General features: G+C 31.5%; 23 protein-coding genes. 9 read left to right on the top strand and 14 right to left on the bottom strand.

From position 1 onward, the window contains the following. Positions 1-20 precede the first annotated feature (20 nt). The 7 genes from LACAL_RS00430 to LACAL_RS00460 form a co-directional block, all read right to left on the bottom strand. Positions 21-269, bottom strand: coding sequence for a hypothetical protein (locus LACAL_RS00430; protein WP_013868715.1), 249 nt, complete (start codon positions 267-269; stop codon positions 21-23). Between the two features lie 121 nt (positions 270-390). Next, positions 391-2,832: a TonB-dependent receptor domain-containing protein gene (locus tag LACAL_RS00435; protein ID WP_013868716.1), complete on the bottom strand. Its 2,442-nt coding sequence runs from the start codon at positions 2,830-2,832 to the stop codon at positions 391-393. Then, positions 2,813-4,174, bottom strand: a complete 1,362-nt coding sequence (locus LACAL_RS00440; protein ID WP_013868717.1) for an HTTM domain-containing protein — start codon at positions 4,172-4,174, stop codon at positions 2,813-2,815. The genes LACAL_RS00435 and LACAL_RS00440 overlap by 20 nt, the downstream gene beginning before the upstream one ends. 60 nt (positions 4,175-4,234) lie before the next feature. Then, complete coding sequence (locus tag LACAL_RS00445) at positions 4,235-5,332, bottom strand: imelysin family protein (protein ID WP_013868718.1); 1,098 nt, start codon at positions 5,330-5,332, stop codon at positions 4,235-4,237. An 85-nt stretch (positions 5,333-5,417) separates the two neighbouring features. Beyond that, a complete protein-coding gene (locus tag LACAL_RS00450) occupies positions 5,418-6,626 on the bottom strand; it encodes a DUF4856 domain-containing protein (RefSeq protein ID WP_013868719.1) in 1,209 nt (402 codons plus the stop codon). 205 nt (positions 6,627-6,831) lie between these two features. Further along, the gene (locus LACAL_RS00455; RefSeq protein ID WP_013868720.1) at positions 6,832-7,695 is read right to left on the bottom strand and encodes a hydroxymethylglutaryl-CoA lyase; all 864 of its coding nucleotides are present in this window, start codon (positions 7,693-7,695) and stop codon (positions 6,832-6,834) included. Between the two features lie 30 nt (positions 7,696-7,725). Beyond that, positions 7,726-8,352, bottom strand: a complete 627-nt coding sequence (locus LACAL_RS00460) for a LysE family translocator (protein WP_013868721.1) — start codon at positions 8,350-8,352, stop codon at positions 7,726-7,728. Positions 8,353-8,459: 107 nt separating this feature from the next. Between LACAL_RS00460 and LACAL_RS14910 the strand changes: the two genes are divergently transcribed. After that, positions 8,460-9,377, top strand: coding sequence for a spondin domain-containing protein (locus tag LACAL_RS14910; RefSeq protein ID WP_013868722.1), 918 nt, complete (start codon positions 8,460-8,462; stop codon positions 9,375-9,377). Here the strand turns inward: LACAL_RS14910 and LACAL_RS00470 are convergent. Then, entirely contained in the window at positions 9,369-10,394 is a 1,026-nt protein-coding gene (locus tag LACAL_RS00470; RefSeq protein ID WP_013868723.1) for a quinone-dependent dihydroorotate dehydrogenase, read from the bottom strand. The genes LACAL_RS14910 and LACAL_RS00470 overlap by 9 nt on opposite strands. A 140-nt stretch (positions 10,395-10,534) precedes the next feature. Here LACAL_RS00470 and pepT point away from each other — a divergent pair, with 140 nt between their 5' ends. Continuing rightward, positions 10,535-11,773: a peptidase T gene (gene pepT, locus LACAL_RS00475; protein WP_013868724.1), complete on the top strand. Its 1,239-nt coding sequence runs from the start codon at positions 10,535-10,537 to the stop codon at positions 11,771-11,773. A gap of 76 nt (positions 11,774-11,849) precedes the next feature. Here the strand turns inward: pepT and LACAL_RS00480 are convergent, their stop codons facing one another. Further along, positions 11,850-12,533, bottom strand: coding sequence for a M48 family metallopeptidase (locus LACAL_RS00480; RefSeq protein ID WP_013868725.1), 684 nt, complete (start codon positions 12,531-12,533; stop codon positions 11,850-11,852). A gap of 131 nt (positions 12,534-12,664) precedes the next feature. Then, positions 12,665-13,597, bottom strand: coding sequence for a peptidylprolyl isomerase (locus LACAL_RS00485; protein ID WP_013868726.1), 933 nt, complete (start codon positions 13,595-13,597; stop codon positions 12,665-12,667). 122 nt (positions 13,598-13,719) lie between these two features. On the opposite strand from LACAL_RS00485, the gene LACAL_RS00490 reads away from it, so the two are divergent. Next, complete coding sequence (locus tag LACAL_RS00490) at positions 13,720-14,169, top strand: hypothetical protein (RefSeq protein ID WP_013868727.1); 450 nt, start codon at positions 13,720-13,722, stop codon at positions 14,167-14,169. Positions 14,170-14,180: 11 nt separating this feature from the next. Here the strand turns inward: LACAL_RS00490 and LACAL_RS00495 are convergent, their stop codons facing one another. Continuing rightward, the gene (locus LACAL_RS00495; protein ID WP_013868728.1) at positions 14,181-16,373 is read right to left on the bottom strand and encodes an ATP-dependent DNA helicase RecQ; all 2,193 of its coding nucleotides are present in this window, start codon (positions 16,371-16,373) and stop codon (positions 14,181-14,183) included. Between the two features lie 219 nt (positions 16,374-16,592). Between LACAL_RS00495 and LACAL_RS00500 the strand changes: the two genes are divergently transcribed. From LACAL_RS00500 to lptB, 4 genes are all read left to right on the top strand, one after another. Then, complete coding sequence (locus tag LACAL_RS00500; protein WP_013868729.1) at positions 16,593-17,558, top strand: SIS domain-containing protein; 966 nt, start codon at positions 16,593-16,595, stop codon at positions 17,556-17,558. After that, the gene (tatC, locus tag LACAL_RS00505) at positions 17,558-18,394 is read left to right on the top strand and encodes a twin-arginine translocase subunit TatC (protein ID WP_013868730.1); all 837 of its coding nucleotides are present in this window, start codon (positions 17,558-17,560) and stop codon (positions 18,392-18,394) included. The genes LACAL_RS00500 and tatC overlap by 1 nt, the downstream gene beginning before the upstream one ends. Next, positions 18,378-18,728: a carboxymuconolactone decarboxylase family protein gene (locus LACAL_RS00510; RefSeq protein WP_013868731.1), complete on the top strand. Its 351-nt coding sequence runs from the start codon at positions 18,378-18,380 to the stop codon at positions 18,726-18,728. Before tatC ends, LACAL_RS00510 begins: the two co-directional genes overlap by 17 nt. A gap of 76 nt (positions 18,729-18,804) precedes the next feature. Continuing rightward, positions 18,805-19,545, top strand: coding sequence for an LPS export ABC transporter ATP-binding protein (gene lptB / locus LACAL_RS00515; RefSeq protein WP_013868732.1), 741 nt, complete (start codon positions 18,805-18,807; stop codon positions 19,543-19,545). 275 nt (positions 19,546-19,820) lie between these two features. Here lptB and LACAL_RS00525 read toward each other — a convergent pair whose 3' ends face one another. After that, entirely contained in the window at positions 19,821-20,645 is an 825-nt protein-coding gene (locus LACAL_RS00525; protein ID WP_013868733.1) for a TerC family protein, read from the bottom strand. Beyond that, positions 20,645-21,391 (bottom strand): phosphatidylcholine/phosphatidylserine synthase, encoded by a 747-nt coding sequence (locus LACAL_RS00530; RefSeq protein WP_013868734.1) that lies wholly within the window; start codon positions 21,389-21,391, stop codon positions 20,645-20,647. Before LACAL_RS00530 ends, LACAL_RS00525 begins: the two co-directional genes overlap by 1 nt. A 225-nt stretch (positions 21,392-21,616) precedes the next feature. Between LACAL_RS00530 and LACAL_RS00535 the strand changes: the two genes are divergently transcribed. Both LACAL_RS00535 and LACAL_RS00540 read left to right on the top strand, forming a co-directional pair. After that, positions 21,617-22,684 (top strand): PorV/PorQ family protein, encoded by a 1,068-nt coding sequence (locus LACAL_RS00535; protein ID WP_237700998.1) that lies wholly within the window; start codon positions 21,617-21,619, stop codon positions 22,682-22,684. 14 nt (positions 22,685-22,698) lie between these two features. Continuing rightward, entirely contained in the window at positions 22,699-23,871 is a 1,173-nt protein-coding gene (locus tag LACAL_RS00540) for a DUF4105 domain-containing protein (RefSeq protein ID WP_013868736.1), read from the top strand. 244 nt (positions 23,872-24,115) lie between these two features. Here LACAL_RS00540 and LACAL_RS00545 read toward each other — a convergent pair whose 3' ends face one another. Beyond that, positions 24,116-25,507, bottom strand: a complete 1,392-nt coding sequence (locus tag LACAL_RS00545) for a sugar transferase (RefSeq protein WP_013868737.1) — start codon at positions 25,505-25,507, stop codon at positions 24,116-24,118. Positions 25,508-25,543 lie beyond the last annotated feature (36 nt).

Genomic DNA, 25,543 nt, shown 5'->3' on the forward strand with positions numbered 1-25,543 from the left:
AATATATATGCTTATTTATTTTATGCTGTAGCGTTTTGTGGTGCCCAATGTGAGCATAACATTCCGGGAGCTGCTTTTTGTGGGTTGGCACAAGTTGGGCCTTGGTATCTTGCGCAAGTATCGCAGTTTGGATCGTTTTTTAAAGCTGCTTTCATTTCAAAACTATCACACGTGTAACTTGTACTTACTTTAACACCGTGAACTTTACAGTTTTCATTTTCTAATAAATTATCACAATTAATACAACTATTTCCTATTCTTATAGACATAACTTTTATTTTTTATAATTAATAATACTTAAAGCTATGTAATAATGTGTTTAGAACAAATTTAAATAGCTGTATTTCAACTATATGTATTTAGACTGTATTAAAATAAGGCTTAATAAAATTAAATTTTTATTTGTAATGTAGTATAAAAATTACGATTTGCCGATGGTATAATTCCTGGTCCAGGATAACCTGTTGCGCGTCTTGTAAAGTATGCTTTATCTAATACATTATTTATTCCTGCTTCTAATTTAATGCGTTTGTATTTATAAGAGACAGAAACATCTAACACACTGTAGCTTGGTATTGTACCAACAATACTATTTAGGTTATCGCCTCCAGGATCGTTACCAGCATCTGTAAATTGTGAAGACAAGTACGTATATTGAATGTTTGATAAAAAGTTACCGTAACCAAACTGTAAGCCTGTTTTTATATTTACATCTGGAATAAACTCTACTTTATTACCTACGCGTACATCACTACTTGTATTATCAAAATTTGTTGATGTATATTCTGATGTTACAAAAGAAGAATTAATAAAATAATTAGCGCTAAACTTATTATTTAAATTAAATAGTTTTTTAAGATTAAAATCTATTAAAGATTCTACTCCAAATATTCTAGCATCACCAACATTTACTCGCAATTTACCAACGTTATTTACTGGTGGAATTACAGCATCTATTAAACCAATTCTATCGTTATAAAACAATCCAAAAACGTTAGCATCATAAGATACTAATTGGTTAATATTACCTCTAACACCAAGGTCTAAAGTAAAACCAGATTCGTCATCTAAATTTGGGTCGACAGCGTTAGAAGGATTTACAATATTAATATCTCCAAAGGTTATCGAACGGTAATTTTGAGAGATGTTTCCGTAGAACTCTAAAGCTTTTGATGCCTTATAGCTTAAGCCTAAACCTAAAAGTACAAAAGAGCGTTCGTTTTCAATATCTTGATATTCTACTCCAGCGTCTATTGGATTTCCTGCGCCATCAAAATTAAATGTTTGTCTTGACCCTATACTTTCGGTTTTAATAAATTCAAATCTTGCGCCTGGTGTTACAGAGAATTTATCGCTTACATAAAAAATATTTTCACCAAAAACTGCAATATTTAAATTTGGATTATCGTATGCAGATTGTGTTGGGTAAAAAGGATAATCACCTATTGCAGAATCAAAATTAGGATCTGCTCCATCGCTTCCTGGTCCTTGAGAATAACTATTATCGGCTTTATAAAACTTACCACCAATTAAAAATGTAGCTTCCTTATTAAACACATTATACTTTGAGAGTAATCGCGTTTCAAAACCATAGTTATTAAAATCGCTACTTATTAAATCTCTTGCTCCACCAGGATCAGATAAATCTGTACGTCTGTCTCTAAAACCTAAAGCTGTTCTATTAGCATCAAGACCAAAAGCGTTAAATGTAAAGTTTGTATTATCAGAAAACTTATGAGATAATTTTAAATTATATAGTAACCAATCGACTTGAAACCAATTTCGTGCTCTGTTACTTTGGTATGGATCTTCTTCAAACTGGCTATCGTTTAAACCACCTGCTTGCTTTGCTAAATATCTTAAATAAGTTACTTCTCCTGTTAGTTTTGTACGCTCATTAAATTGATAACCAATATGTGCAAATGCGTTTTTAGATTCAAAGTTTGAGTTATCTCTAAAACCATCACCTTTTTTATAATTAAAAAACGAGTAATAGCTTAATTTATTTTTAGTACCACTTACGCTTGTAAAGTTTGTATACAAACCATTACTTCCAATGGTGTTTCTTGTAATTAGCTCAAAAGGTTTTGTTGCGTTAGGTTCTTTCATTTTAAAATTAACCAAACCACCAAATTGTGTTCCATATTGCAAAGATGCAGCACCACGAATAATTTGCACTTCTTTTAAACCTTCGGCTGCTGGTGTATAATAACTTTCTGGATAACCTAAAACATCTGCACTAATATCATAACCGTTTTGCCTGGTATTAAAACTAGCTGTACGATTAGGATCTAAACCACGACCACCAATATTAAGTTGCAATCCTGCATCGTCGTTTTGGTATATATTTAATCCAGAAACTTGACTGTATATTTGCCTTGCGTTGTTAGACGCTAAACTTGCCATAGATTGTTCTACTAAAACAACTTCTGTTTTTTTACCTGCATAAATTGCAGTTTCCTCAACATCTTTTAAGCGTTTTAAAGCAAATACTTTTGCTTTTCTAGAAGATATTTCAACCTCAGATAGTGTTTCGGCTAAAGGCAGTAAATTAATTTCTATTGTACTATTACCTGTCACTACTTGCTCTACAACTTCATAATTGTATGAAAAAAACACAATAGTAAGGTTTTGCTTTTCGGTTTCAAATTCAAAAAAACCAGAAGTATTAGTTGTAGTTAACAATCCTGCATCTTTATCGTAAACCTCTACGTTTACAATAGGTTGATTGTTAGAAGCGTCTGTAATTGTTCCAGATATTTTGTTTTGGGCAATGGCTATAGCTGCTAATAAAAAGCAAATGAAAAATAATTTATAATCCTTTAATCTCATCGTTAAATGGTAAAATCCAAAATTTGGGTTTAAATGTTTCTTTTTCGGCGTACAAATTTACGGTTTCATCTACAAACGGCGCACTTAATCTTCCGTTTAATGCAACATAACTTTTAGCATATACTTCTACATGCTCATGACCTTGCTTTTTAAAATGGTCACCAAGGTAGTGTGCATATTCTAAAATAAAATCGGGTTGAAAACTCATTTGCTTTTCTTGTAATGGCGTTAAAAAATCGTCATTCTGAACATAAAAAAACGCTTTTGTTTTTCCGTTTACAATTTTAAAGGTCGTGTTTCCCATTTTCTCCATTAACATCACGCGCCATGAAAACCTGTAACCTTCTTCGGTCCAGAATAATTCGCTTGGATATAGCAAATAGCGAAAAGGAATGAGTAATTGCAAAACGAAAAACAAAGTAACCACTGGTAGCACTAAGGTTTTTCTTTTTAATTTGAAAACAGATTTTGTTTCTATCGCTTTCGCGGAAGGAATTCGTAATCCTTTTTTAATGAAACTTACTATTTTATTATGAAAGCTTGCATCAAAGAAAATAAGCGCACTAACAATCATGACATACGGAAACATCCCAATTGGAAATAATACTCTTGTAAACACATGAAAAATCACAACCAATACAAAAGCAAAACCGCGTGTTTTTTTATAGAGTAATAAAAACGGAATACACAAATCATACAGCATACCAGACCAACTCATAGCAAAGTGAAACCAATTTTGGTGCATTAAACTTTCGCCTATAAATGGAATATCGTATTTAGATGGTAACCAAGTTTTTAACGGTTGTGCTTTTAATAACCAATCGCTATTAATTTTTGCTAATCCTGCGTAAAAATAGACAATACCTAATAGCAGTTTAATACTATCTATTGTCCATCGTGGTATGTTTTTATATTGAATTTTATTACGGTAAGCATCTAAAGAGAAGTATGCATTTGCCGGTAAAAAAATCATGAGAAAACTTAAAACACTTATAAAATAGTAATGGTTTAAATACGTGGTTTTCTCCATTAACTCTATATAAGTAAAGCTTAAAAAGAAGGCTATAATTGCTAATCTATATTTAAAACCTAGTGCCACTAAAAGCGAAGCGATGCCGCAGATAATAAATAAAATATAGGTATAATCGCCTAAAGTTTTTACCCACTCAAAACCGTAATATTTAAAATGAAATTGTGGTTGTATGTAAATGGTTTCTATCCAACCTTTTGCCCAATAACGAATAATACTATACAACATCATTAAACCAAAACCAATACGAAACACAGCTAAAGGTGCTGCATTTGTAGTTGCGTTTAAGTATGATTTAATGCTGCTATTCATAATGCAAAAAAAAGGTTGCCCGTTTAAATAGACAACCTTTTTATTTATTTTGTTTTAATGTTAATCTCCATCTGCATCAACATAAGATACACTTACGTTAAAAGCGGATAACATATCAGACTTTAAAGAAACGACTGCTAATTGTAAAGCATCGTAAGCTTCCGTCATTTTTGTATTATCTGTTTCTACCTGAGTTTTCAAATTTGTATTTAATGCTTCAATTTTTGTTCTTGCCGCATCAAAACGTTGGTTTATAACTTCAACTAAATCATTTCTATCTAAAGCTATTAAATAATTTTTATAGCTTTCTCCTTCAATATTACTGTTAATTGCTTTTCCATTAAACACATCTTGTACAGCGTTTAATGCTTCTAATAATAAAGTTCTAGAGTTATCTTCTTTATATAAAACTTCTACTTTAGAAGGTAATGGTGTACTAGAAAATACGCCTGCTGGAATACCTACTTTATCTGCTCTAAGGCGTTTTTCGTAATAAAAAACATAAGCGTTTAAAGTTTGGTTTACTGCACCAGATTCTACATTTGCAGTATTTGTAATGTAATTATCTCTGTAACCTGAAGTCCAATCTGTTAAAACAGTATTGGTTAGTGTTTGCATTCTGTCTATTAAGTCTGACAGGTAGTTACTATAATTAGTGTTAGATAAAGTAGTTAAAATAGCTGCATCGTTATCTGCAACACCATATAACATATAATCTACAGCAGGAAAACCAACTGCATCGTTATTGTTTACGCTTGATAAATCGTAATTACCATTGGCGATATTGTTTTCAATATCTGTAGTATTGGTTGGGTAGATATTCATTTGCTCTTCAAACAAAATTTCTTCTGCCTTACCTATTTGAAACATTTGTACTGCTTGAAACGATTGGTAAGCGCTAAACCAGTTGGCTCTTAACGTTTCTAAATTTGTTTGATCTACATTAGCTACAAATGCATTTTTAGCGTCTACTAAAGCACTTAACTCTGTACCTAAGTTTTGATAGCCAGGAATAATAATGTTATCTGCAATGTTTGTAAGCATTGCTGTTCTATTGTAAGTATCGTTAGTACTGCTTCCAGAATTAGAATCGTCTGAGCTTGAACATGCAAAGATTCCTGCTACTATTAGTACTACTATTAATATTCTTTTAAACATATTATTCTTTTATTTAATTTGCAAAAATAATAAATAGCAGCTTCCAAAAAAAGGAGGCCGCTATTTAAAAAACTAACCTTAAAAATTAACTTCCTGCTTGTTCAGTTGTAAAACTAAACTCTGCTGAAATTTCGTTAGATATTGTATCTAAAGTTTCTGGAGTTATATCCCAAAAACCATTTCCTTCCATTAATGAATCTGTATAAAAAAGAACTTCGTCTTTAGAAAGGTAAGGCTCATTTGTTCCTGGCTTTCTTGTAAATTGTAAGCTATAAACAAAACCATAACCTTCAGATAAACTATGGAATGCAGAAGCCCAATCTGAACCTAAATCTGCTTTTCCTTGTTGTAAATAATATACAGCTCTTACTGCAATAATTTCAGAAATTTTTTCTTTTATAATGTTTGCTTGTGCATCACGTAATGCATAATCTTTAGCTACAATTGCAGCACGACCTAATTTAAAAGCGTTGTAAATTTCCATTGCAATACCTGTAAAGTCTTCATCGTTTTCTACTCTAGAAAGGTATTTGTTTAAAAAGTTATCTGCGCCTAAAACAGGAACTGCTGGGTTTGCTTCGTTACCATATAAATAACCATAAGCTTCATCCCATTTGTGCTCCATTGTAGTATAGTTGTTATCTCCATCTAAAACATCTGCATCGTTGTTTGCCTCATTATCACCTGCATCTAAAACTGCTGGACTTAAATAGTTATTTACTATTTGGTCTACCATTAATGCACCTATTAAACCTTTGGCAAATGCTTGGTTATACTCTAAACCTTTTTCACTTACGTATCTAGTAGAACCACCACCAGCTTCTTGAATAGAACCTGCAACTCCTGCGCTTGCGTCTGTATCCCAATTAGGAAATACAGTATTTACTTGTTCTTCTATAAAAAAATCAAACGTTGCTTTAATTGTAGCAGCATCTGTTGTATTTGCAGCATAATAATCTGTAGAAGCAGCTGTTTTACTTCTTACACTTTTATTTGATGCATTTAAAGCAGCATCACTAAAATCGTTTGCGCCTTCTTGGTGAGCAAACATATTATCTAAAATAGTTTCAGTATTTGCAGTATTTGATAAGCCAGAAACAATTTCCTGAGCCATTTGTATACGTGTTGTTTGACCGCTAAAGCTTACTGTTGTGTTACCATCTCTTTCAAATACGTAAGTGTTTGGAGCTGTTACATTATTTGTTTCAATTATAACACCTGTATCATCATCACTTGAACAAGATGATAATGTTATTGTTGCTAAAGCTGCTAAACCTAATACTAGTTTATTCATTTTTGATAAAATTATTTTATTTATTATTATTTAGACTAATTACAAATAGAACTGTAATTTGATTGCAAAAATAGAACTGAAAAGTAGTTTATGCAAGTTTATTTAGATTAAATTTAAATAAAGAATAAATATTTAAAATAAAACTTTGACAATCAGTGATATACAAATTAACAACTAGTAGAAAAACAAATAACTATTATAAGAATTAATGGTATTTAGTGAAGATTTTAGTGGCTTCGTTATAACTACTTTCAAAAGACATGGCATTTAAATCGTGTGCTTTTTTAGTAGTTAGATATGATAGTACTTTTTCGGTTGGCATATTACCGGTTAAATCGTCTTTAGCCATTGGACAACCACCAAAACCTTGTATAGCACCATCAAAACGGCGGCATCCTGCTTTGTATGCAGCATCTACTTTTTCAAACCAAGTGGTTGGCGTTGTGTGTAAGTGTGCTCCAAACTCGATGTTTTTATATTGTGGTATTAAATTAGAGAATAAATAATCTATATTTTCTGGATTAGATGTACCAACAGTATCACTAAGTGAAAGTATTTTAACGCCCATTTTACTTAATCGTTCTGTCCACTCTCCTACAATTTCCACACTCCATGGATCGCCATACGGATTTCCAAAACCCATAGAAATATAAACAACAACTTCTTTATTAGCTTGGTCTGCTCTATTTAAAATCTCTTGTAGCGTAACAATAGATTGCGCGATAGTTTTATGCGTGTTACGCATTTGAAAATTCTCGGAAATTGAAAACGGATAACCTAAATAATCTATTTCTGGATGTGTACAGGCATCGTTTGCACCACGCGTATTGGCTATTATAGATAATAACTTACTTGTTGTTTTACTTAAGTCTAACTGCGCTAAAACTTCGGCAGTATCTACCATTTGCGGTATTGCTTTTGGTGATACAAAACTTCCAAAATCGATAGTATCAAAACCAACACGAAGTAAAGATTGTATGTATTGTACTTTCTTTTCGGTTGGAATAAAATCTTTAATGCCTTGCATGGCATCTCTTGGACATTCTATAACTTTTACGTGGTTTGACATGTATTAATTCAATTTCAGTATAAAAATAGGCTATTTTTTTGAGAAAAATATAAAAATCGCAATACCAACAAACACAACTATTTGTAACCACTTTAAAATCAAACCTATATTTTTATGAGATTTTAAATAGGTAGAAATTGAACCTGCTAAAATGGCGACTAAAGAAAATATAATAAATGACGTTGCCATAAACAGAAAACCCAGTATATAAAACTGTTTTACAGTACTAAGTGTTTCAGAAAACAAAAAACCAGGAAAGAAAGCTAAAAAGAAAATAGAAACCTTTGGGTTTAGCACGTTCATTATAACACCTTGTTTAAACAGTTGCCACATACTTTTTTTAGGAACTGCCGTGTCGTTTAATTCTACTTTTGCATCACTTTTGTAAACCTTAAATGCTAAGTATAAAAGATAAGCTGCACCTAAACATTTAATTATAAAAAATAATATATCGTTTTCTTTTATAATAGCCGATACTCCAAAAGCAACTAAAGTTGTATGCACTAAACATCCAGAAATTAATCCACAAACCGTTGCCAAACCATACTTTGTACCGTTAACAATACTTTGCATTAATACATATATATTGTCTGGTCCTGGAGATATGGCTAATGCCGAAGTTGCTATAACAAACGCTAAAAGTGTTTCGTAATTCAAATTTAAAATTTTGAGCTAAAAATAATATTTTATTACAGTCTGGCACTGTTTCTGTAAGTTTTATATTGAAAAAACGACTGTTATTAAAACACTTATCTTTTTTGAATATGAAAAACTTTACCTTCTTAAGTTTTATTTTATTTACACTTGTTCTTCTATTCAGCAGTAATAGTAATGCACAAAGTACCGCTATTTACGATGTGACGTTTAATAGCACATGGAACGCTACAGAGCACACATCTATTCCTGCAAACGATCACTTTTCTAATCTTGTTGGTGCAACGCATAAAAATGAAAACGAATATTTTCAATTAGGGCAAAATGCTTCAGTAGGAATAAAAGATATGGCAGAATTAGGAGACAATACTGCGTTAATGAGCGAAGTACTAAACGCTACAAATACAAAGGAATGGTTTAACACTTCATTTTCACCAAATAATGCAGAGTTTGGTTCGGCTACTATTACTAATATTGAAGTTGATGAAGAACACCATTTACTTACACTTGTGTCTATGATTGCGCCAAGTCCAGATTGGTTTATTGCTGTAAATAGTATTGATTTAAGAAACGATACCAATACCAGTTGGAAACCTACTTTTACTATAGATGTTTTTGTTTACGATGCTGGTACAGATAGTGGTAGTAATTACAATTCGGCAGATGCGCCAACAAATCCGCAAGTTGCAATTTCTATGATTAATGGTTCGCCTTTTAACGGCAATAAAGTAGGAGAATTAACAGTAACTTTTAAATCTTCAACACTTAGCACAGGTGAATTTCAACAAGAAGAAAACTTAAAGGTTTTTCCAAATCCGTCAAGCGGAATAATAAACATTTCAGCCAATAATAATTTAAGTACAATTCAAGTTTACAATATTCTTGGTAGTAAAGTTAAAGACTTAAACGTAGCGAATAGAAACAGTAATTTTCAACTTAATTTTTCAGATTTAAATAAAGGTGTGTATTTACTTAAACTTAATAGTAGTAACGGAAACTCTAAAACCCAAAAACTAATTTTACAATAACGCTTTATTTATTTGTTTTACTAGCGATGGTCCTTCGTAAATAAAGCCTGTATATATTTGAACTAAGTCTGCTCCTGCTTCAATTTTCTCTAAAGCATCTTTTGCAGAGTGTATTCCGCCAACACCAATTATAGGGAAAGCTTTATTACTTTTTTGAGATAGATATTTTATAACCTGAGTAGATTTTTCTTTAACTGGTTGCCCGCTTAAACCGCCGTTTCCTATTTCGGCTAATCTTTCATCTGTAGCTTTTAAACCTGTTCTATCTGTAGAAGTATTACTGGCAATAACACCATCTAAACTTGTTTCTTGTACTAACTCTATAATTTCATCTAACTGCCCGTTATTTAAATCTGGAGCAATTTTTAATACAATTGGTTTTTGTGTTGTAAAATTAGTATTCGCTTTTTGTACCGTTCCTATTAATTCTAACAAATAATCTTTGTCATTTAATTTTGCATGACTACCAACATTTGGGCAACTTACATTAAGCACAAAGTAATCTACATAAGGATGTAAAGCATTAAAACATTCCAGATAATCTTTAGTATAATCTTCTGGTTTTGTTTGTGTATTTTTACCAATATTACCACCAATAATAAGTTTTCCTTTATTCTTTTTTAATTGAGAAATAGCAGCATCAAGACCTTCGTTATTAAAACCCATTCTGTTTATAATACCTTTATCGTCTTTTAACCTAAACAAACGCTTTTTTGGGTTTCCTTCTTGCGCTTTTGGTGTTACTGTACCTATTTCTATAAAGCCAAAACCAAAGTTTGCAAGTTCATTATACAATACAGCATTTTTATCGAAACCTGCTGCTAAACCTACTGGATTTTTAAAGGTTAAACCAAAGAGTTTGCGTTCTAGTTTAGCATCTTCTACCACATATAAACTTCTATAAAGTGAAGCCATACCTGGTATCTTACAAGTAAATTTTATTAACGAAAATGTAAAGTGATGAATCTTTTCTGGATCGAAAAGAAAAAATAATGGGCGTAGTAGTGCTTTGTACATGTAGTAATGTTTGCACAAAAGTAATTCTTATTAAAAAAATGAGCAATGTAAAAGCTTAAAAAAACTTAATAATTGTATTTTTACATTATTAAATTATTCGTTAACCTTTAAATAGATTCCTGCCTTAGTAGGAAATTAATATGATTTCAAAACAAGATATAATAAAACGCTTTGTAGGATATGTAACTATAGACACAGAATCTGATCCAGAAAGCGACACAACGCCAAGTACAGCAAAGCAATGGGATTTAGCAAACGCTTTAGTAGAAGAGCTTAAAGCTATTGGTATGAGCGATGTTACTATAGATGAAAATGCTTACATAATGGCAACTTTACCTAGTAATGTAGAGCATGATGTACCAACTATTGGTTTTATTTCGCATTTTGATACCACTCCAGATTTTACTGGTGCAAATGTAAAACCTCAAATTATTGAGAGTTACGATGGTAAAGACATTATACTTAACGAAGCTGAAAACATTGTTTTATCTCCAGATTATTTTGAAGATTTGCTACTCTATAAAGGTCAAACTTTAATTACAACAGATGGTACAACGCTTTTAGGTGCAGATGATAAAGCGGGAATTACAGAAATTGTTTCTGCTATCGAGTACTTAATTGCTAATCCGCAAATTAAGCACGGTACTATAAAAGTTGGTTTTACACCAGACGAGGAAATTGGTCGTGGTGCACATAAATTTGATGTAGAAAAGTTTGGAGCCGATTGGGCTTACACAATGGATGGTAGCCAGATTGGTGAATTAGAATACGAGAATTTTAATGCTGCCGGAGCTAAAGTTCGTGTAAAAGGAAAAATTGTGCATCCAGGTTATGCTAAAGGTAAAATGGTAAATTCTATGTACATCGCTACAGAGTTTATAAACTCTTTACCACGTATGGAAACACCTGAACATACCGAAGGTTATGAAGGTTTTTTCCATTTATACTCTATTAATGGAGAAGTTGAAGATACCGTTATGCAATATATAATTCGTGATCACGATCGTGAGCATTTTGAAGCACGAAAAGAAGTGATGCAAAAAATTACAAACGAAATTAATACACAATACGGAAAAGAAGTAATTGAGATTGAAATAAAAGATCAATACTTTAATATGAAAGAAAAAGTAGAGCCTGTAATGCACATTGTAGATATCGCTGAAGAAGCAATGAAACAATTAAACATTAAGCCATTAATTAAAGCTATTCGTGGTGGAACCGATGGTTCTCAACTAAGTTATATGGGTTTACCTTGTCCAAATATTTTTGCTGGCGGACATAACTTTCATGGTCGTTACGAGTACGTACCAGTAGAAAGTATGATAAAGGCTACCGAGGTTATTTGTAAAATCGCAGAATTAACCGCAGAAAAAAAATAATATTACTTTAAAAACCAATTACTATAGTATTATAATGCTACAGTAATTGGTTTATTTTTTTTAAGTAATCTAATAATTACGCTTTATTATAGGCTTCTACAAAGCGCTTTGCTCTTTTATTTCCGTTATTAAATTCTAAAGATTTTTTAAAATTATTAAAAGCATTTAAACTGTCACCAATTTTTAAATAAGCATCTCCCAAACTATCATAAACATTATCGCTTTCAGGATATAAAGCAGCGTTAATTTTTAAAACTTCAATAGCATCTTTATAATTTTCATCGCGCATTAATTTATAACCATATTTATTAAAGTGATACTCGTTTATATAAACACTGGTAGAATCTTCTTTTTGTATTGCTAAGTAGCCCTTTAAAGCTTCAGTATAATTTTTATTTTTTAAATGTACACTTGGTACATTAAAATTTTCTGGCATCTTTTTGTAATCGTATGCAATTTTATTGTCGTCTTCGGTAACATCTGTTAAATACATTGTATTAGTTTCAGGATGTTTTATAAAGCGAAGTTTTTTATTCATTTCTACACTAGTAAAAGTGTTTTGATCTATTGCTATTGGTCTTACATCTACGCCACGCCATAATACAGAAATTTCGTTTTTATCGTTATATGAAACCTCAATCGTTTCGTCTAAACTATATAAATATGTGCCTTCGGTTTTTGCTTTAAATTCTGGAGTATAATTTACAGTATTTGAACAGCTAATAATTAAAAATACGAATAGTAAAAATGAATATTTCATGAGATAAAATGGTTTTTATAGCTAATATTTTAGTTGGTTTTTAATTTTAAGGCATAAAAAAAACGCCTCATTATAAATGAGACGTTTAATTTTAATATTTGTTACTTATTATTGTAAAAAAGCGTTCTGTATTATTTTACAGCCATTAATTCTACATCAAAAATTAAGTTTGCGTTTGGAGGTATTACTCCACCAGCACCTTGAGCTCCATAAGCTAAGTTACTTGGTATTACAAAACGTGCTTTATCGCCAACGTTTAATAAAGCAACACCTTCATCCCATCCTGGAATTACTTGTCCCATTCCTAAAGCAAAATCAATAGGAGCATTACGCTTATAAGAAGAATCGAAAACGGTACCATCTGTTAATGTCCCTTTATAGTGTACAGATACTGTTTTACCTTTTTCTGCTTTTGCACCATCTCCTTTTTGAACAATTTGGTAACGTAAACCACTTTCTGTTTGGTCAAAACCTGCAGAATATTTATCTAATTCTGCTGCAATTGCTGCCTTTTCTTCTGCTAACCTTTTTTCGCGAGCACCTTCAAATGTTCTAAACGCTTCAATAGCATTAAAGTTTTCTGCAGCTTCACCAACTCTAATTATTTCTAGAGTTTCAATTTCATCACCTTGAGCAATAGCATTTACAACATCTTGTCCTTCTACTACGTTTCCAAAAACGGTATGGTTACCATCTAACCAATCTGTAGCGATGTGAGTAATAAAAAATTGACTTCCGTTAGTTCCTGGTCCTGCATTTGCCATAGATAATATTCCAGGTCCAGAGTGTTTTAAATCTGGGTGAAATTCATCGTCAAACTTATAACCTGGGTTACCTGTTCCTGTTCCTTGTGGACAACCACCTTGAATCATGAAATCTTCAATAACTCTATGAAATTTTAATCCATCATAATAAGGAGTACCTTGAGGTTTTGCAGAGTTTTCCATGTTACCTTCTGCTAAAGCCACGAAGTTACCTACTGTTCCAGGTGTTTTTTCAAATTCTAAATTAACTAAAATTGTACCTTTATTGGTATTAAATTTTGCGTATAATCCGTCTTGCATTGTCTTGTTTTTTAATGAGCTGCAAAGATATGAAGAACTTAAAAGCTTTATGTAATCACTAAGGAGTTTTTTTATTCTTTTGTTTTATATTTATTAGATTTGAACCTATTTTAAAACAAACTATGGGATTTATAAATAAGCTTTTTGGTAACACGAAAACAGAAAATAATACGACTGAAGATTTAAATTATATTAATAGTATTTTAGAATTTAGTAAAGATGCGCCATTAGGTACATCTAAACAAAATCTTATTTATGTTGGGTACAGTGAATTAGGTGGTTACTATTATGTGCAAACTTATATTATAGGAAAGCTAAAAGTAAAAACTAAAACGGGTGCTACACTTAAAATTGTTGGTGATAATTATACTTTAAATTTAAAATCTGATATGGATGAGTTTGAATCGGAACCTGCCGATAGGTTTAAGGGTTACGTAACTAATGTAGATTTTGAAATAGAAAAAGACGCTGTAGAAAAAATATCTAGAAGTACTATAAAAGAATTGGTGTTTACTACAAAAAAAGAAAACATAGTATTTTCTAAGTTTGAAGCAAACACCAATAAAAGTTAATATACTTATATTTAGTTAGCGACTTCGCTAATAAACTTTATGCGGTATAGCCTAAGTTCTTCATCATCATAATCGCCATCAAACTCGTCTATTGCAACGTCTATTTTATCGGTTTCAGACTCCATAAAGTAATCGTGTAATTCTTCTTGTTGGTCTTCATCTAATAAATCATCAATCCAATAATTTATGTTTAGTTTGGTACCAGAATAAACAATGGCTTCCATTTCTTTAATAAAATCACCCATTTCCATGCCTTTGGCAGAAGAAATATCTGTTAACGGTAATTTTCTATCTACATTTTGAATAATGTATAGCTTTAAACTAGAATTAGTACCGGTAGATTTTACTATAAAATCATCTGGTCTATCAATATCATTTTCTTCAACATACTTATCTATTAAAGCAACAAAATCTTTTCCGTATTTTTTTGCTTTACCTTCTCCAACTCCATGAACATTGCTTAACTCTGCTATAGATACAGGATATTTTAAAGCCATGTCTTCTAATGATGGGTCTTGAAAAATCACAAAAGGAGGAACACCTAATTTTTTAGCATTCTTTTTTCGTAAATCTTTAAGCATTTTCATTAAAGTATCGTCTACTACTGCTCCACCACCTTTTTCTGCTGTAATAATATGATCATCATGATTTTCATCGTATGTATGATCCTCGGTCATCATAAAAGATATTGGACTTTCTAAAAAGGCTTTCCCTTTTTCTGTAATTTTTACTACACCATAAGTTTCAATATCCTTTTTTAAATACCCAGCAACTATTACTTGACGTAATAATGCCATCCAGAAAGATTTTGGATGATGTTTTCCGTTTCCAAAAAACGGTTGTGCATCTGTCTTATGTGAGGTTATCATGGCATTTGGTTTACCGGTAATAACACTTACTAAATCTTTAGACTTATATTTTTCGTTAGTTAATTTTACTGTTTCTATTACTAACTTGGCTTCATCTTTAGCTTCACTTTGTTTTTTTGGATGACGCATATTATCATCCATATCGCCACCATCGCCTGTTTCGGTATCAAATTCTTCTCCAAAATAATGAAGTATAAATTTTCTTCGCGACATAGAAGTTTCACAAAATGCTACTACTTCTTGTAATAAAGCATGACCAATTTCTTGTTCGGCTACAGGTTTACCAGACATGAATTTTTCTAATTTCTCAATATCTTTATAAGAGTAGTAAGCTAAACAATGGCCTTCGCCACCATCTCTACCTGCACGACCAGTTTCCTGGTAATAGCTTTCTATACTTTTTGGTATATCGTGATGTATTACAAACCTTACATCTGGTTTGTCTATACCCATACCAAATGCTATAGTAGCTACAACAACATCTATGTCTTCCATTAAAAACATATCTTGGTGTTTAGCTCTAGTTTTTGCATCTAATCCGGCATGATATGGTACGGCTTTTATACCGTTTACTTGTAAAACTTGTGCTAACTCTTCTACACGTTTACGGCTTAAACAGTAAACTATGCCTGTTTTACCTGAATTTTGTTTTACAAACCTTATAATATCACTATCTACCGTTTTTGTTTTTGGGCGTACTTCATAATATAAATTAGGCCTATTAAAAGAGGCTTTAAAAGTTTTAGCATCTGTCATACGAAGATTTTTAAGTATATCTTCTTGAACCTTTGGTGTTGCAGTTGCTGTTAAACCTATAATAGGTATATTATCGCCAATACGTTGTATTATGGTTCTCAGGTTACGGTATTCTGGCCTAAAGTCATGTCCCCATTCACTAATACAGTGCGCTTCGTCTACTGCCATGAATGATATTTTTACACCACGTAAAAATTCAACATTTTCTTCTTTTGTTAAGGATTCTGGTGCCACATACAACAACTTGGTAATACCATTTGTAATGTCTTCCTTTACCTGTTTAACTTCTGTTTTGTTTAAGGATGAATTAAGTACATGCGCAATACCGTGCTCGTCTGAAACGCCACGAATAGCATCAACTTGATTTTTCATTAATGCTATTAAAGGAGATACAACTATTGCTGTACCTTCTTGCATTAAGGCTGGTAATTGGTAGCATAACGATTTGCCACCACCTGTTGGCATGATAACGAAAGTATTTTTTTTATCTAAAATACTCTCAATTACTTTTTCCTGTAAACCTTTGAATTCGCTAAATCCAAAATGTTTTTTTAGCGCAGCTTGAATTTCACTCTTCACTATTAATCTAAGGGATTAGTTATTTACACATTTTCTTTTCTAAATGACTTAAAAATTTAATCAACAAATTGTAATTTCTTTTTTTAAGAACAAGTTAATCTAGCTCTTAATTTTTCGCTAAATTTGCATCAGCATTAAAATTACCTAATCAAGTCATTTGCACAATATTTAAAGATAACAAATCTTTTTAAAACGAGACTACCAAAAAAATGATAAATTTTGAATACTAAAGAATCTATTATAAAATTAGCTAAAGAAACCATCACTTTAGAAAGCGAATCTATTAACAATTTAATTAGCTTAATTGACAACGATTTCGCTGATGCTGTGGAACTTATATACAATTCTAAAGGTCGTGTAATAATTACCGGTATTGGTAAAAGTGCCATTATTGCTACAAAAATTGTTGCAACATTAAATTCTACAGGTACTCCTGCAGTTTTTATGCATGCGGCAGATGCTATTCATGGTGATTTAGGTTTAATATTGGAAGACGACGTTGTTATTTGTATTTCTAAAAGTGGAAATACACCTGAAATTAAAGTATTAGTTCCTTTAATTAAGAACGCAAAAAACAAAATGATTGCAATAACTGGTAATAAAACATCTTTTTTAGGGCAACAAGCAGATTATGTTTTAAATGCTTTTGTACAAAAAGAAGCTTGCCCAAATAATTTAGCGCCTACTACCAGCACAACAGCACAACTGGTAATTGGTGATGCTTTAGCAGTTTGTTTACTTGAACTTCGTGGATTTTCTAGTAAAGATTTTGCTAAATATCATCCTGGCGGCGCTTTAGGTAAAAAATTATATTTAAGAGTTCAAGATTTATCTTCTGTTAATAGTAAACCTCAAGTAGCTCCAGATACAAACGTAAAACAAGTTATTATTCAAATCTCTGAAAGTATGCTTGGTGTTACTGCTGTTGTAGAAAACAACAATATTGTAGGTATTATTACAGATGGTGATTTAAGACGCATGCTTACAAAAGTTGATGATTTTTCTAAGCTTACAGCAAAAGATATTATGAGTAATAACCCAAAGCGTATTGCAGAAGATGCTATGGCTGTAGATGCTATGGAAATTATGGAAAGTAATGGCATTTCTCAATTATTGGTTGAGCATGATGGTAAATATGCTGGTGTAGTACACATTCATAATTTAATTAAAGAAGGCATTTTATAATGGCAAGTAAACATGTAAACGAAATGTCTTTTCTTGATCATCTTGAGGATTTAAGATGGCATTTAATTAGAATATTTATTGCTATAGTACTTTGTGGTACTGTTGCTTTTATTTTTGGTACTTTTATTTTTGACAACATTATTATGTGGCCAAAAAAAATGTCGTTTCCTACATACCAATGGCTTTGTAATTTATCTAACTTTTTTGGCATTAACGACACTACTTTTTGTCAAGCAGAGTTTCCTTTTATTATTCAAAATAGAACTATGGCCGGACAATTTTCGGCACATATTTGGACATCGGTTTACTCTGGATTCATTCTAGCTTTCCCATATATTATCTACCAATTATGGCACTTTGTAAGTCCAGGAATGAAAGACAACGAACGCAAAAGCTCTAGAGGTTTTATAATTATATCGTCTATACTTTTCTTTATTGGTGTACTCTTTGGATATTTTATAATTATACCTTTATCTATTAACTTTTTAGCAAACTATAATGTTAGTGCCGAAATTTTAAACGAAATAGACATTAGCTCATACATTTCACTAATTAGGTCTTCGTCTTTAGCAGCTGGTTTTGTATTCGAGCTTCCTATAGTAATATTCTTCTTAACCAAAGTTGGTTTAGTAACACCAGAAATTTTAAAAAAATATAGAAAGTTTGCACTTGTTTTAGTGCTTATTCTTTCTGCTATAATAACGCCACCAGATATTGCAAGTCAAATTATTGTGGCTATACCTATACTTATCCTTTATCAAGTAAGCATTTACATTTCAAGGATAGTTGTAAATAAACAGAAAAAGAAAGAAACAAAAGATGTCAGAGTTAGTTAACGAATTCAACGATTATCGTTCTAAGATGAACGATAAAATTTTAGCAGGTAATAATAAAATTATAAAACGCATTTTTAATCTAGATACTAACGCTTTCGCAGAAGGTGCTCTAGATGTTGCAACTAAAGAATTATTAGGCTTGGTAGCCTCAATGGTTTTAAGGTGTGACGACTGTGTAAAATACCATTTAGAAGCCTGTTACAAAAACAATATTTCTAAAGAGAAAGTAGTAGAAACCCTAAGTATTGCAATGCTTATAGGTGGTACAATTGTAATACCTCATTTACGTAGAGCTTACGAATATTGGGATGCTTTAGAACAAACTAATAACTAAATACCAAAGTTAAATTTTAGCTAAACCAGATTACATTTATTTATAGTTTACTATTTTTAACACATAATACTTAATTATGAAATTAAAAGCCGAACATTTAATGAAGTCCTATGGCGGACGAAAAGTTGTAAAAGACGTTTCTCTTGAAGTTAATACTGGAGAAATTGTTGGTTTATTAGGACCAAATGGTGCCGGAAAAACCACTTCTTTTTACATGATTGTTGGTTTAATTAAACCTAACGGCGGAAGCATACATTTAGAAGGTACAAATATTACTAAATACCCAATGTATAAACGTGCACAAAGCGGCATTGGGTACTTAGCGCAAGAAGCTTCTGTTTTTAGAAAATTAAGTATAGAAGACAATATATTAAGTGTTTTACAATTAACTAAGCTAAGTAAAAAAGAGCAATTACATAAAATGGAATCGCTTATAGAAGAATTTAGTTTAGGACACATACGTAAAAGCCGTGGCGATTTATTATCTGGTGGAGAACGTAGAAGAACTGAAATTGCTCGTGCTTTAGCCACAGACCCAAATTTTATTTTATTAGATGAACCTTTTGCCGGTGTAGATCCTGTTGCGGTAGAAGACATCCAGCGTATTATTGCACGCTTGGCGAAAAAAAATATTGGTATTCTTATTACCGATCATAACGTACAAGAAACATTAGCTATTACAGATAGAACTTACTTAATGTTTGAAGGTGGTATTTTAAAAGCTGGTATTCCTGAAGATTTAGCTGCCGATGAAATGGTACGTAAAGTTTATTTAGGACAAAACTTCGAACTGCGTAAAACTAAGATTGATTTTTAGCGTTTTTAAAAGCCACTATAACACTAAAAACAACCAAACTGTGTAAAAACACATTAATACAGGTATACATTAAACTGCTAATAAAACTGTTTGCATAAAATGGTAAATCTCTACTAATAAAACTTACAGGCAAACTTATAATCGTTATTATAATCCTTGTTAAACCAGATAGCTTTATACTTCCTAACTGTATAGAATTTGCATAAAAATAAACATCTAGAAAGCCAATAGTAAGCTCTAGAACAAATAACAAAATATAAATTTTAAGAAATAGCTTACTTTTCAATATTGCCTTGCTTTGCTATACGCTCACTCTCACTAAGTAATTTCTTCTGGTAACGTCCTTGTACAATATCAATAACTACAAGTATAGCAATTACAAAATAAAATGTTGTTTTACTCATTGGTACAATTTCTTCTCCAAACAGTTTTAAATGTGCTAAATGTCCGCCTTCGGTAATAAGCATGATACCTACTATAAATAGTATAAATAATCCAAGTACTTCGTACATTCTATTTTTAGCTAAGAATACAGATATTTTATCTGCCATAAGCAGCATTAATAATCCACTAGCTACAATAGCAATGGCCATAACAATAAATGCAGTAGTTGCATTTTCTATTTCACTTGTTAAACCAATGGCTGCTAAAATAGAATCGAAAGAGAACACTAAATTCATAATTACAATGCTTGTAATTACAGCATTTGCAGATTTTGTTCTTTTAGAATCACCTTCAACATCATGACTTAAATCTTTTAAAGAAATCATGTGCCAAATTTCTTTAATAGCAGTATATATAATAAAAGCACCACCTGCTAATACAATTAAACTATGTCCATTAAACGCAAATTTTACAACATCTTCAATACCACCAGTTAACCATGAAAAAGGTTCTTGAAAAAAACCAATAATTCTTACCAAAACAAAAAGCAGTACAATTCTTAAAACAATGGCGATTAAAATCCCTTTTTTACGCACACCTTTTTGTGCATCAATAGGTGCCTTTTTAGACTCTAAAGAAATGTATAAAAGGTTATCAAATCCTAAAACAGCTTGTAAGGCTACAAGCATAATAAGTGTAAAAATAATTTCGGCCATTAGTTTTGGTTATTTTGAATTAAAGAAAGTATAATATAAAGTAATATAATTATTGGTATTGCTGCAAAGTGAAGTACTATTAATAATACTAAACTTAAAAGTATAAAAATGTAACGCATTGCGTTATTTTTAAAACTAAAGTCTTTAAATTTTAAAGCAAACAATTTAATATTAGAGTTAAGTAAATAACAACTTAAAAGTGTTAATGCTATTAAAAACCAAGCATTTAAAATTATAGCATTAATGGCGTCGTTATTTTGAAATTCTAAAATTAATGGTAAAGACATAATTAGCAAAGTATTTGCTGGTGTTGGCAAACCCTTAAAAAAAGTTTGTTGCTCTTCGTCTACATTAAATTTAGCTAACCTGTAAGCAGATGCTAATGTTACAAACAAACCTATAATTGGTATCCAAGCCATAGAAAACCCAGACCAATAAGGTGTCCATTCGCTAGACGCTGTCATTGCTGGCGCATCTACTGCTAATGCTATTAATTTATAAAGTATTATTCCTGGTACTAAACCACTAGTTACCATATCTGCCAATGAGTCTAACTGTAAACCAATGGCGCTTTGCGCATTAAGTTTTCTTGCTAACAAACCATCAAAAAAATCAAAAAAGATACCTAAAAACACAAACAATGCAGCTGTAACAAAGTGGTTATTTACAGCAAATAAAACAGCAATGCTTCCGCATAACAAGTTTAATAGTGTAACTAAATTTGGAATAAAATTTTTAATCTGCATTGGCTAGTTTTTTGTAAAAATAACAAAGTATTTCAAATTAGAAATACGATACATACAATATAGTTTTTAAATTAAAGTTTAATCTATAGCAAAACGAATAAATTCATGCTTTTATTACTTTCTTTTATTGCTTTATTAATATAAAATTATAAGCACTAAAAACCCAGAGAACTATTTGTTTTGAGTAAATAGAAAAATTATACCATCTTTGTAAAAAAATTGCAATTGAAACAACTACTTACACTTGTTTTTTCTATAGTGTCACTTTCGCTATTTAGCCAGACTAAATATTCTAACGAGTTCATGAATATTGGTGTAGACGCAGCAGCTTTAGGCATGAGTAATGCTGTTGTAGCAAATAGTAACGATGTTAATTCAGGATACTGGAATCCAGCAGGATTAGTAAATTTAGAAGATAGCCAAATTGCTTTAATGCATTCTAGTTATTTTGCAAATATCGCTAATTACGATTATATCGCTTTTGCTAAACCTATGGATGATCGAAGTGCCTTGGGAATTTCGGTTATTCGTTTTGCTGTAGATGATATTTTAGACACCACACAATTAATTGATGATGAAGGTAATGTAAATTACGACCGTATTAGCCTATTCTCTACTGCAGATTATGGTGTTACAGTTTCCTATTCTAGACGCTTACCAGTTCAAGGTTTTAGTTATGGTGTTAACGCTAAAGTTATACGCCGCATAATTGGAGATTTTGCCAATTCTTGGGGTTTTGGTTTAGATGCCGCTATACAATTTGAAACGAAAAACAATTGGAAATTTGGTATTATGGCACGAGACATAACAACAACATTTAATGCTTGGAGTTATGACGAGGAAGCCTTTGAACGTGTTAGAAACGCTGTTGAAGGTCAAAATCAAGAATTACCCGAAAGCACAGAAATTACAATACCAAAATTACAAATTGGTGTTTCTAAAAGCTATGTCTTTCATTACGACTATTCGCTCCGCGCAGAATTAGATTTAAATGTACGTTTTGAAGAAAATAACGACATTATTTCTACCAGTTTTGCAAGTATTAATCCTGCCTTTGGCTTCGAATTTGGTTATATTAACATGATTTATTTACGCGGTGGTGTTGGAAATTTTCAAAACGAATTACAAATAGATAATATTACCGAGAATTTAAGCTTTCAACCAAGTTTAGGTTTAGGGTTTAAATACAAAGGCATACAAGTAGATTATGCATTTACAGACATTGGCGACCAAAGTGTTGCCTTGTATTCTAATGTGTTTTCTGTAAAATTAGATTTCAGTATCTTTAGATAGTATTCTAAAAAATTATGAAACAACTTCTTCTAGTAACCACTTTATTTTTAAGTTTTTTTTCGTTTTCACAAACACCGGTAATTACTGAGAACACTCAAATTAGCATTATAACTATTGGCCAAGGAAACTTGTTAAACGATGCTTTTGGTCACAATGGTTTTAGAGTGAAAAATGAATATACAGATGTGATTTATGATTACGGACGTTATAATTTTAAAGACCCAAATTTTTATTTAAACTTCGCTCAAGGAAAGCTAAAATATTTAATGGGAAAAGCCCGAAGTAGTGATGTTATTGCGTTTTACGAAAGCCAAGACAGAACTATAAAAGAACAAGTATTAAATATAAATAAAGCTGAAAAACAAAAACTCTGGAGTTATTTAATAAACAATAACAAACCTGAAAATCAAGCCTATTTATACGACTTTTTTTATGATAATTGTGCTACTAAAATTCGTGATGTTTTAGAAGAAAATATAAACGGAAACATCACTTATAGTAATCCAGAAAATTATTCTCAGGAAACATTTAGAACGCTTATTCAAAATAATTTAAATAGAAACAGTTGGGGAAGCCTTGGTATCGATCTTGCCTTAGGTTCTATTATAGACCAAAAAGCAAGTCCGCGTGAGTACATGTTTTTACCAGAAAATATTTTTAACTTTTACCAATTAGCAAGTTTTAAAAAAACTAATACACCTGTTGTAAAACAATCTAAAGTACTATACCAATCTAAAAACAAAAAAGAAACAGGCTCTTTTTTATTGCGTCCGTTTTTTGTGCTAAGCCTTATTGCGCTTCTAATACTTTGGCTTACCTACAGAGATTATAAAAATGCTAAAAGAAATAAAACACTTGATGTTTCAATACATTTAATAACAGGAATTACAGGTGTTTTACTTATGCTATTGTGGTTTGCAACAAACCATACCGCTACTCAAAATAATTACAATTTACTTTGGGCATTCCCAATTGGGATTATTGCTTTTTTACAAGCACTAAAAGCAGTTCCTAAACGCTGGTATATTGGTTATTTAAAGTTATTAATTATTATGCTCTGCTTAATGTCTTTACATTGGATAATTGGTGTACAACGCTTTGCTCCTACTTTACTTCCTGTTATAATTGCGTTATTTATAAGGTATGTTTACTTAATACGCTATTATAAACAACAAGAAACATCATAAAAATCACCTTTTAACCATTCTCCAATAACATTCTCACTCCTCACTACCTCACTACCTCACTACCTCACTACCTCACTACCTCACTACCTCACTCCTCACTCCTCACTACCTCACTACCTCACTCCTCACTCCTCACTCCTCACTCCTCACTACCTCACTCCTCACTACCTCACTACCTCACTACCTCACACCTCACTACCTCACGCCTCACTACCTCACGCCTCACTACCTCACTACTCACTACCTACTGTCCTCTAAAAAATATAACAGTACTCAACGTTTTAATAATAATATTAAAATCCATTAAAAAACTACGATGTTTAATATAATACAAATCATACTGTAGTTTTTCCATACTATCATCCACGCTAGAACCATACCTTGCCTTTACTTGTGCCCATCCTGTTAAACCAGGCTTAACAATATGTCTAGTATTATAAAAAGGTATAACTTGAGACAACTCTTTAACAAAAATTGGACGTTCCGGTCTTGGACCTATAATACTCATATCTCCTTTTATAATATTTATTAACTGTGGCAACTCATCTATACGTGAAGTCCTTAAAAAACGGCCAAAAGCTGTTATTCTGTTATCGTTTTTTGATGCCCAAACAGCACCGTTGGTTTCGGCATTAACAATCATGCTTCTAAACTTATAAATTTTAAAAGCTACGCCATTTTTTCCTATACGTTCTTGATTATAAAAAAGCGGTCCTCGGTTGCCTAAAATATTACCTAACAATATAAATGGCAGTATAACTAAAGTAAAAACTAATCCTATAACAGAAAAAACAACATCAAAAATTCTTCTATAGGCGAGATAGAGCTTGTTTTTATTGTTTCTACTAAACGGAAAATATTTATAGAAGTCTTTACCTACAAATTGTACGGGTACACGGTGAGACATATCTTCATACACTTGAGTATGTTCTCTTATAGGAAAACCTCGTTCTAATAAGGAAATTAAATCTGCATAAATAGAAGGTAAAATTCTTTCAGAATCATAACTTGATATAACGATCTCAGAAATATTTTCTTTAGCGATAATATCATATATCTCGTTAGGCTTATACGCTTTAATCCCACTATACTTTATATCTTCTGGTTTTGAGTCTTCACAATTTATAAAACCTATAACCTGATAATTTTCATCGGCATTTTTAAAAGCTTCAACAAGACTTTCAATATTAGAAATTTCTCCAATAAGTAATGCGCGTTTATAAAATCTAGGAGACGCTATTAATGTAATATAAGCAAATCGCCATAGAAGAAGCGGCAGGAAAATAGCAAGAAAAAAGTAAAGGATTTGTATTCTGTTATCTGGTAGTGTTGGTGTAAAAAATGGTGTTAATAAATATACCAAAACTGTAGTAGAAGTTGTTAGAAGAATAGAACTTGTTATAGACTCTATTTTACTGGCTTTTTTTAGATCATAAAGCTCAAAAATAGTACCGAATCCTAAAATATAAACAACCAATATAATGAGCCAACGCCAGTGATACTCGTCTATTTTAAAATAATCAAAATCTGTAAAATAACTAAAAGCATACAGAGCAATACCTACTGAAATAATATCGAATATACGCAGTAGAACTTTTCGTTCAGATATTTCAAAGTGTATACTACTTTTGGTCATGAATGGGTTGTAAGGTCTGTGTAAAGATAATAAGTT

The sequence above is a fragment of the Lacinutrix sp. 5H-3-7-4 genome (assembly GCF_000211855.2).
In the GTDB taxonomy this organism is placed as follows: domain Bacteria; phylum Bacteroidota; class Bacteroidia; order Flavobacteriales; family Flavobacteriaceae; genus Lacinutrix.

Bases quoted from the DNA above. Each gene is read 5' to 3' on its own strand.
- LACAL_RS00430 (WP_013868715.1), bottom strand. From the start codon at position 269: ATGTCTATAAGAATAGGAAATAGTTGTATTAATTGTGATAATTTATTA.
- LACAL_RS00435 (WP_013868716.1), bottom strand. From the start codon at position 2,832: ATGAGATTAAAGGATTATAAATTATTTTTCATTTGCTTTTTATTAGCA.
- LACAL_RS00440 (WP_013868717.1), bottom strand. From the start codon at position 4,174: ATGAATAGCAGCATTAAATCATACTTAAACGCAACTACAAATGCAGCA.
- LACAL_RS00445 (WP_013868718.1), bottom strand. From the start codon at position 5,332: ATGTTTAAAAGAATATTAATAGTAGTACTAATAGTAGCAGGAATCTTT.
- LACAL_RS00450 (WP_013868719.1), bottom strand. From the start codon at position 6,626: ATGAATAAACTAGTATTAGGTTTAGCAGCTTTAGCAACAATAACATTA.
- LACAL_RS00455 (WP_013868720.1), bottom strand. From the start codon at position 7,695: ATGTCAAACCACGTAAAAGTTATAGAATGTCCAAGAGATGCCATGCAA.
- LACAL_RS14910 (WP_013868722.1), top strand. From the start codon at position 8,460: ATGAAAAACTTTACCTTCTTAAGTTTTATTTTATTTACACTTGTTCTT.
- LACAL_RS00470 (WP_013868723.1), bottom strand. From the start codon at position 10,394: ATGTACAAAGCACTACTACGCCCATTATTTTTTCTTTTCGATCCAGAA.
- pepT (WP_013868724.1), top strand. From the start codon at position 10,535: ATGATTTCAAAACAAGATATAATAAAACGCTTTGTAGGATATGTAACT.
- LACAL_RS00480 (WP_013868725.1), bottom strand. From the start codon at position 12,533: ATGAAATATTCATTTTTACTATTCGTATTTTTAATTATTAGCTGTTCA.
- LACAL_RS00485 (WP_013868726.1), bottom strand. From the start codon at position 13,597: ATGCAAGACGGATTATACGCAAAATTTAATACCAATAAAGGTACAATT.
- LACAL_RS00490 (WP_013868727.1), top strand. From the start codon at position 13,720: ATGGGATTTATAAATAAGCTTTTTGGTAACACGAAAACAGAAAATAAT.
- tatC (WP_013868730.1), top strand. From the start codon at position 17,558: ATGGCAAGTAAACATGTAAACGAAATGTCTTTTCTTGATCATCTTGAG.
- LACAL_RS00510 (WP_013868731.1), top strand. From the start codon at position 18,378: ATGTCAGAGTTAGTTAACGAATTCAACGATTATCGTTCTAAGATGAAC.
- lptB (WP_013868732.1), top strand. From the start codon at position 18,805: ATGAAATTAAAAGCCGAACATTTAATGAAGTCCTATGGCGGACGAAAA.
- LACAL_RS00525 (WP_013868733.1), bottom strand. From the start codon at position 20,645: ATGGCCGAAATTATTTTTACACTTATTATGCTTGTAGCCTTACAAGCT.
- LACAL_RS00530 (WP_013868734.1), bottom strand. From the start codon at position 21,391: ATGCAGATTAAAAATTTTATTCCAAATTTAGTTACACTATTAAACTTG.
- LACAL_RS00540 (WP_013868736.1), top strand. From the start codon at position 22,699: ATGAAACAACTTCTTCTAGTAACCACTTTATTTTTAAGTTTTTTTTCG.
- LACAL_RS00545 (WP_013868737.1), bottom strand. From the start codon at position 25,507: ATGACCAAAAGTAGTATACACTTTGAAATATCTGAACGAAAAGTTCTA.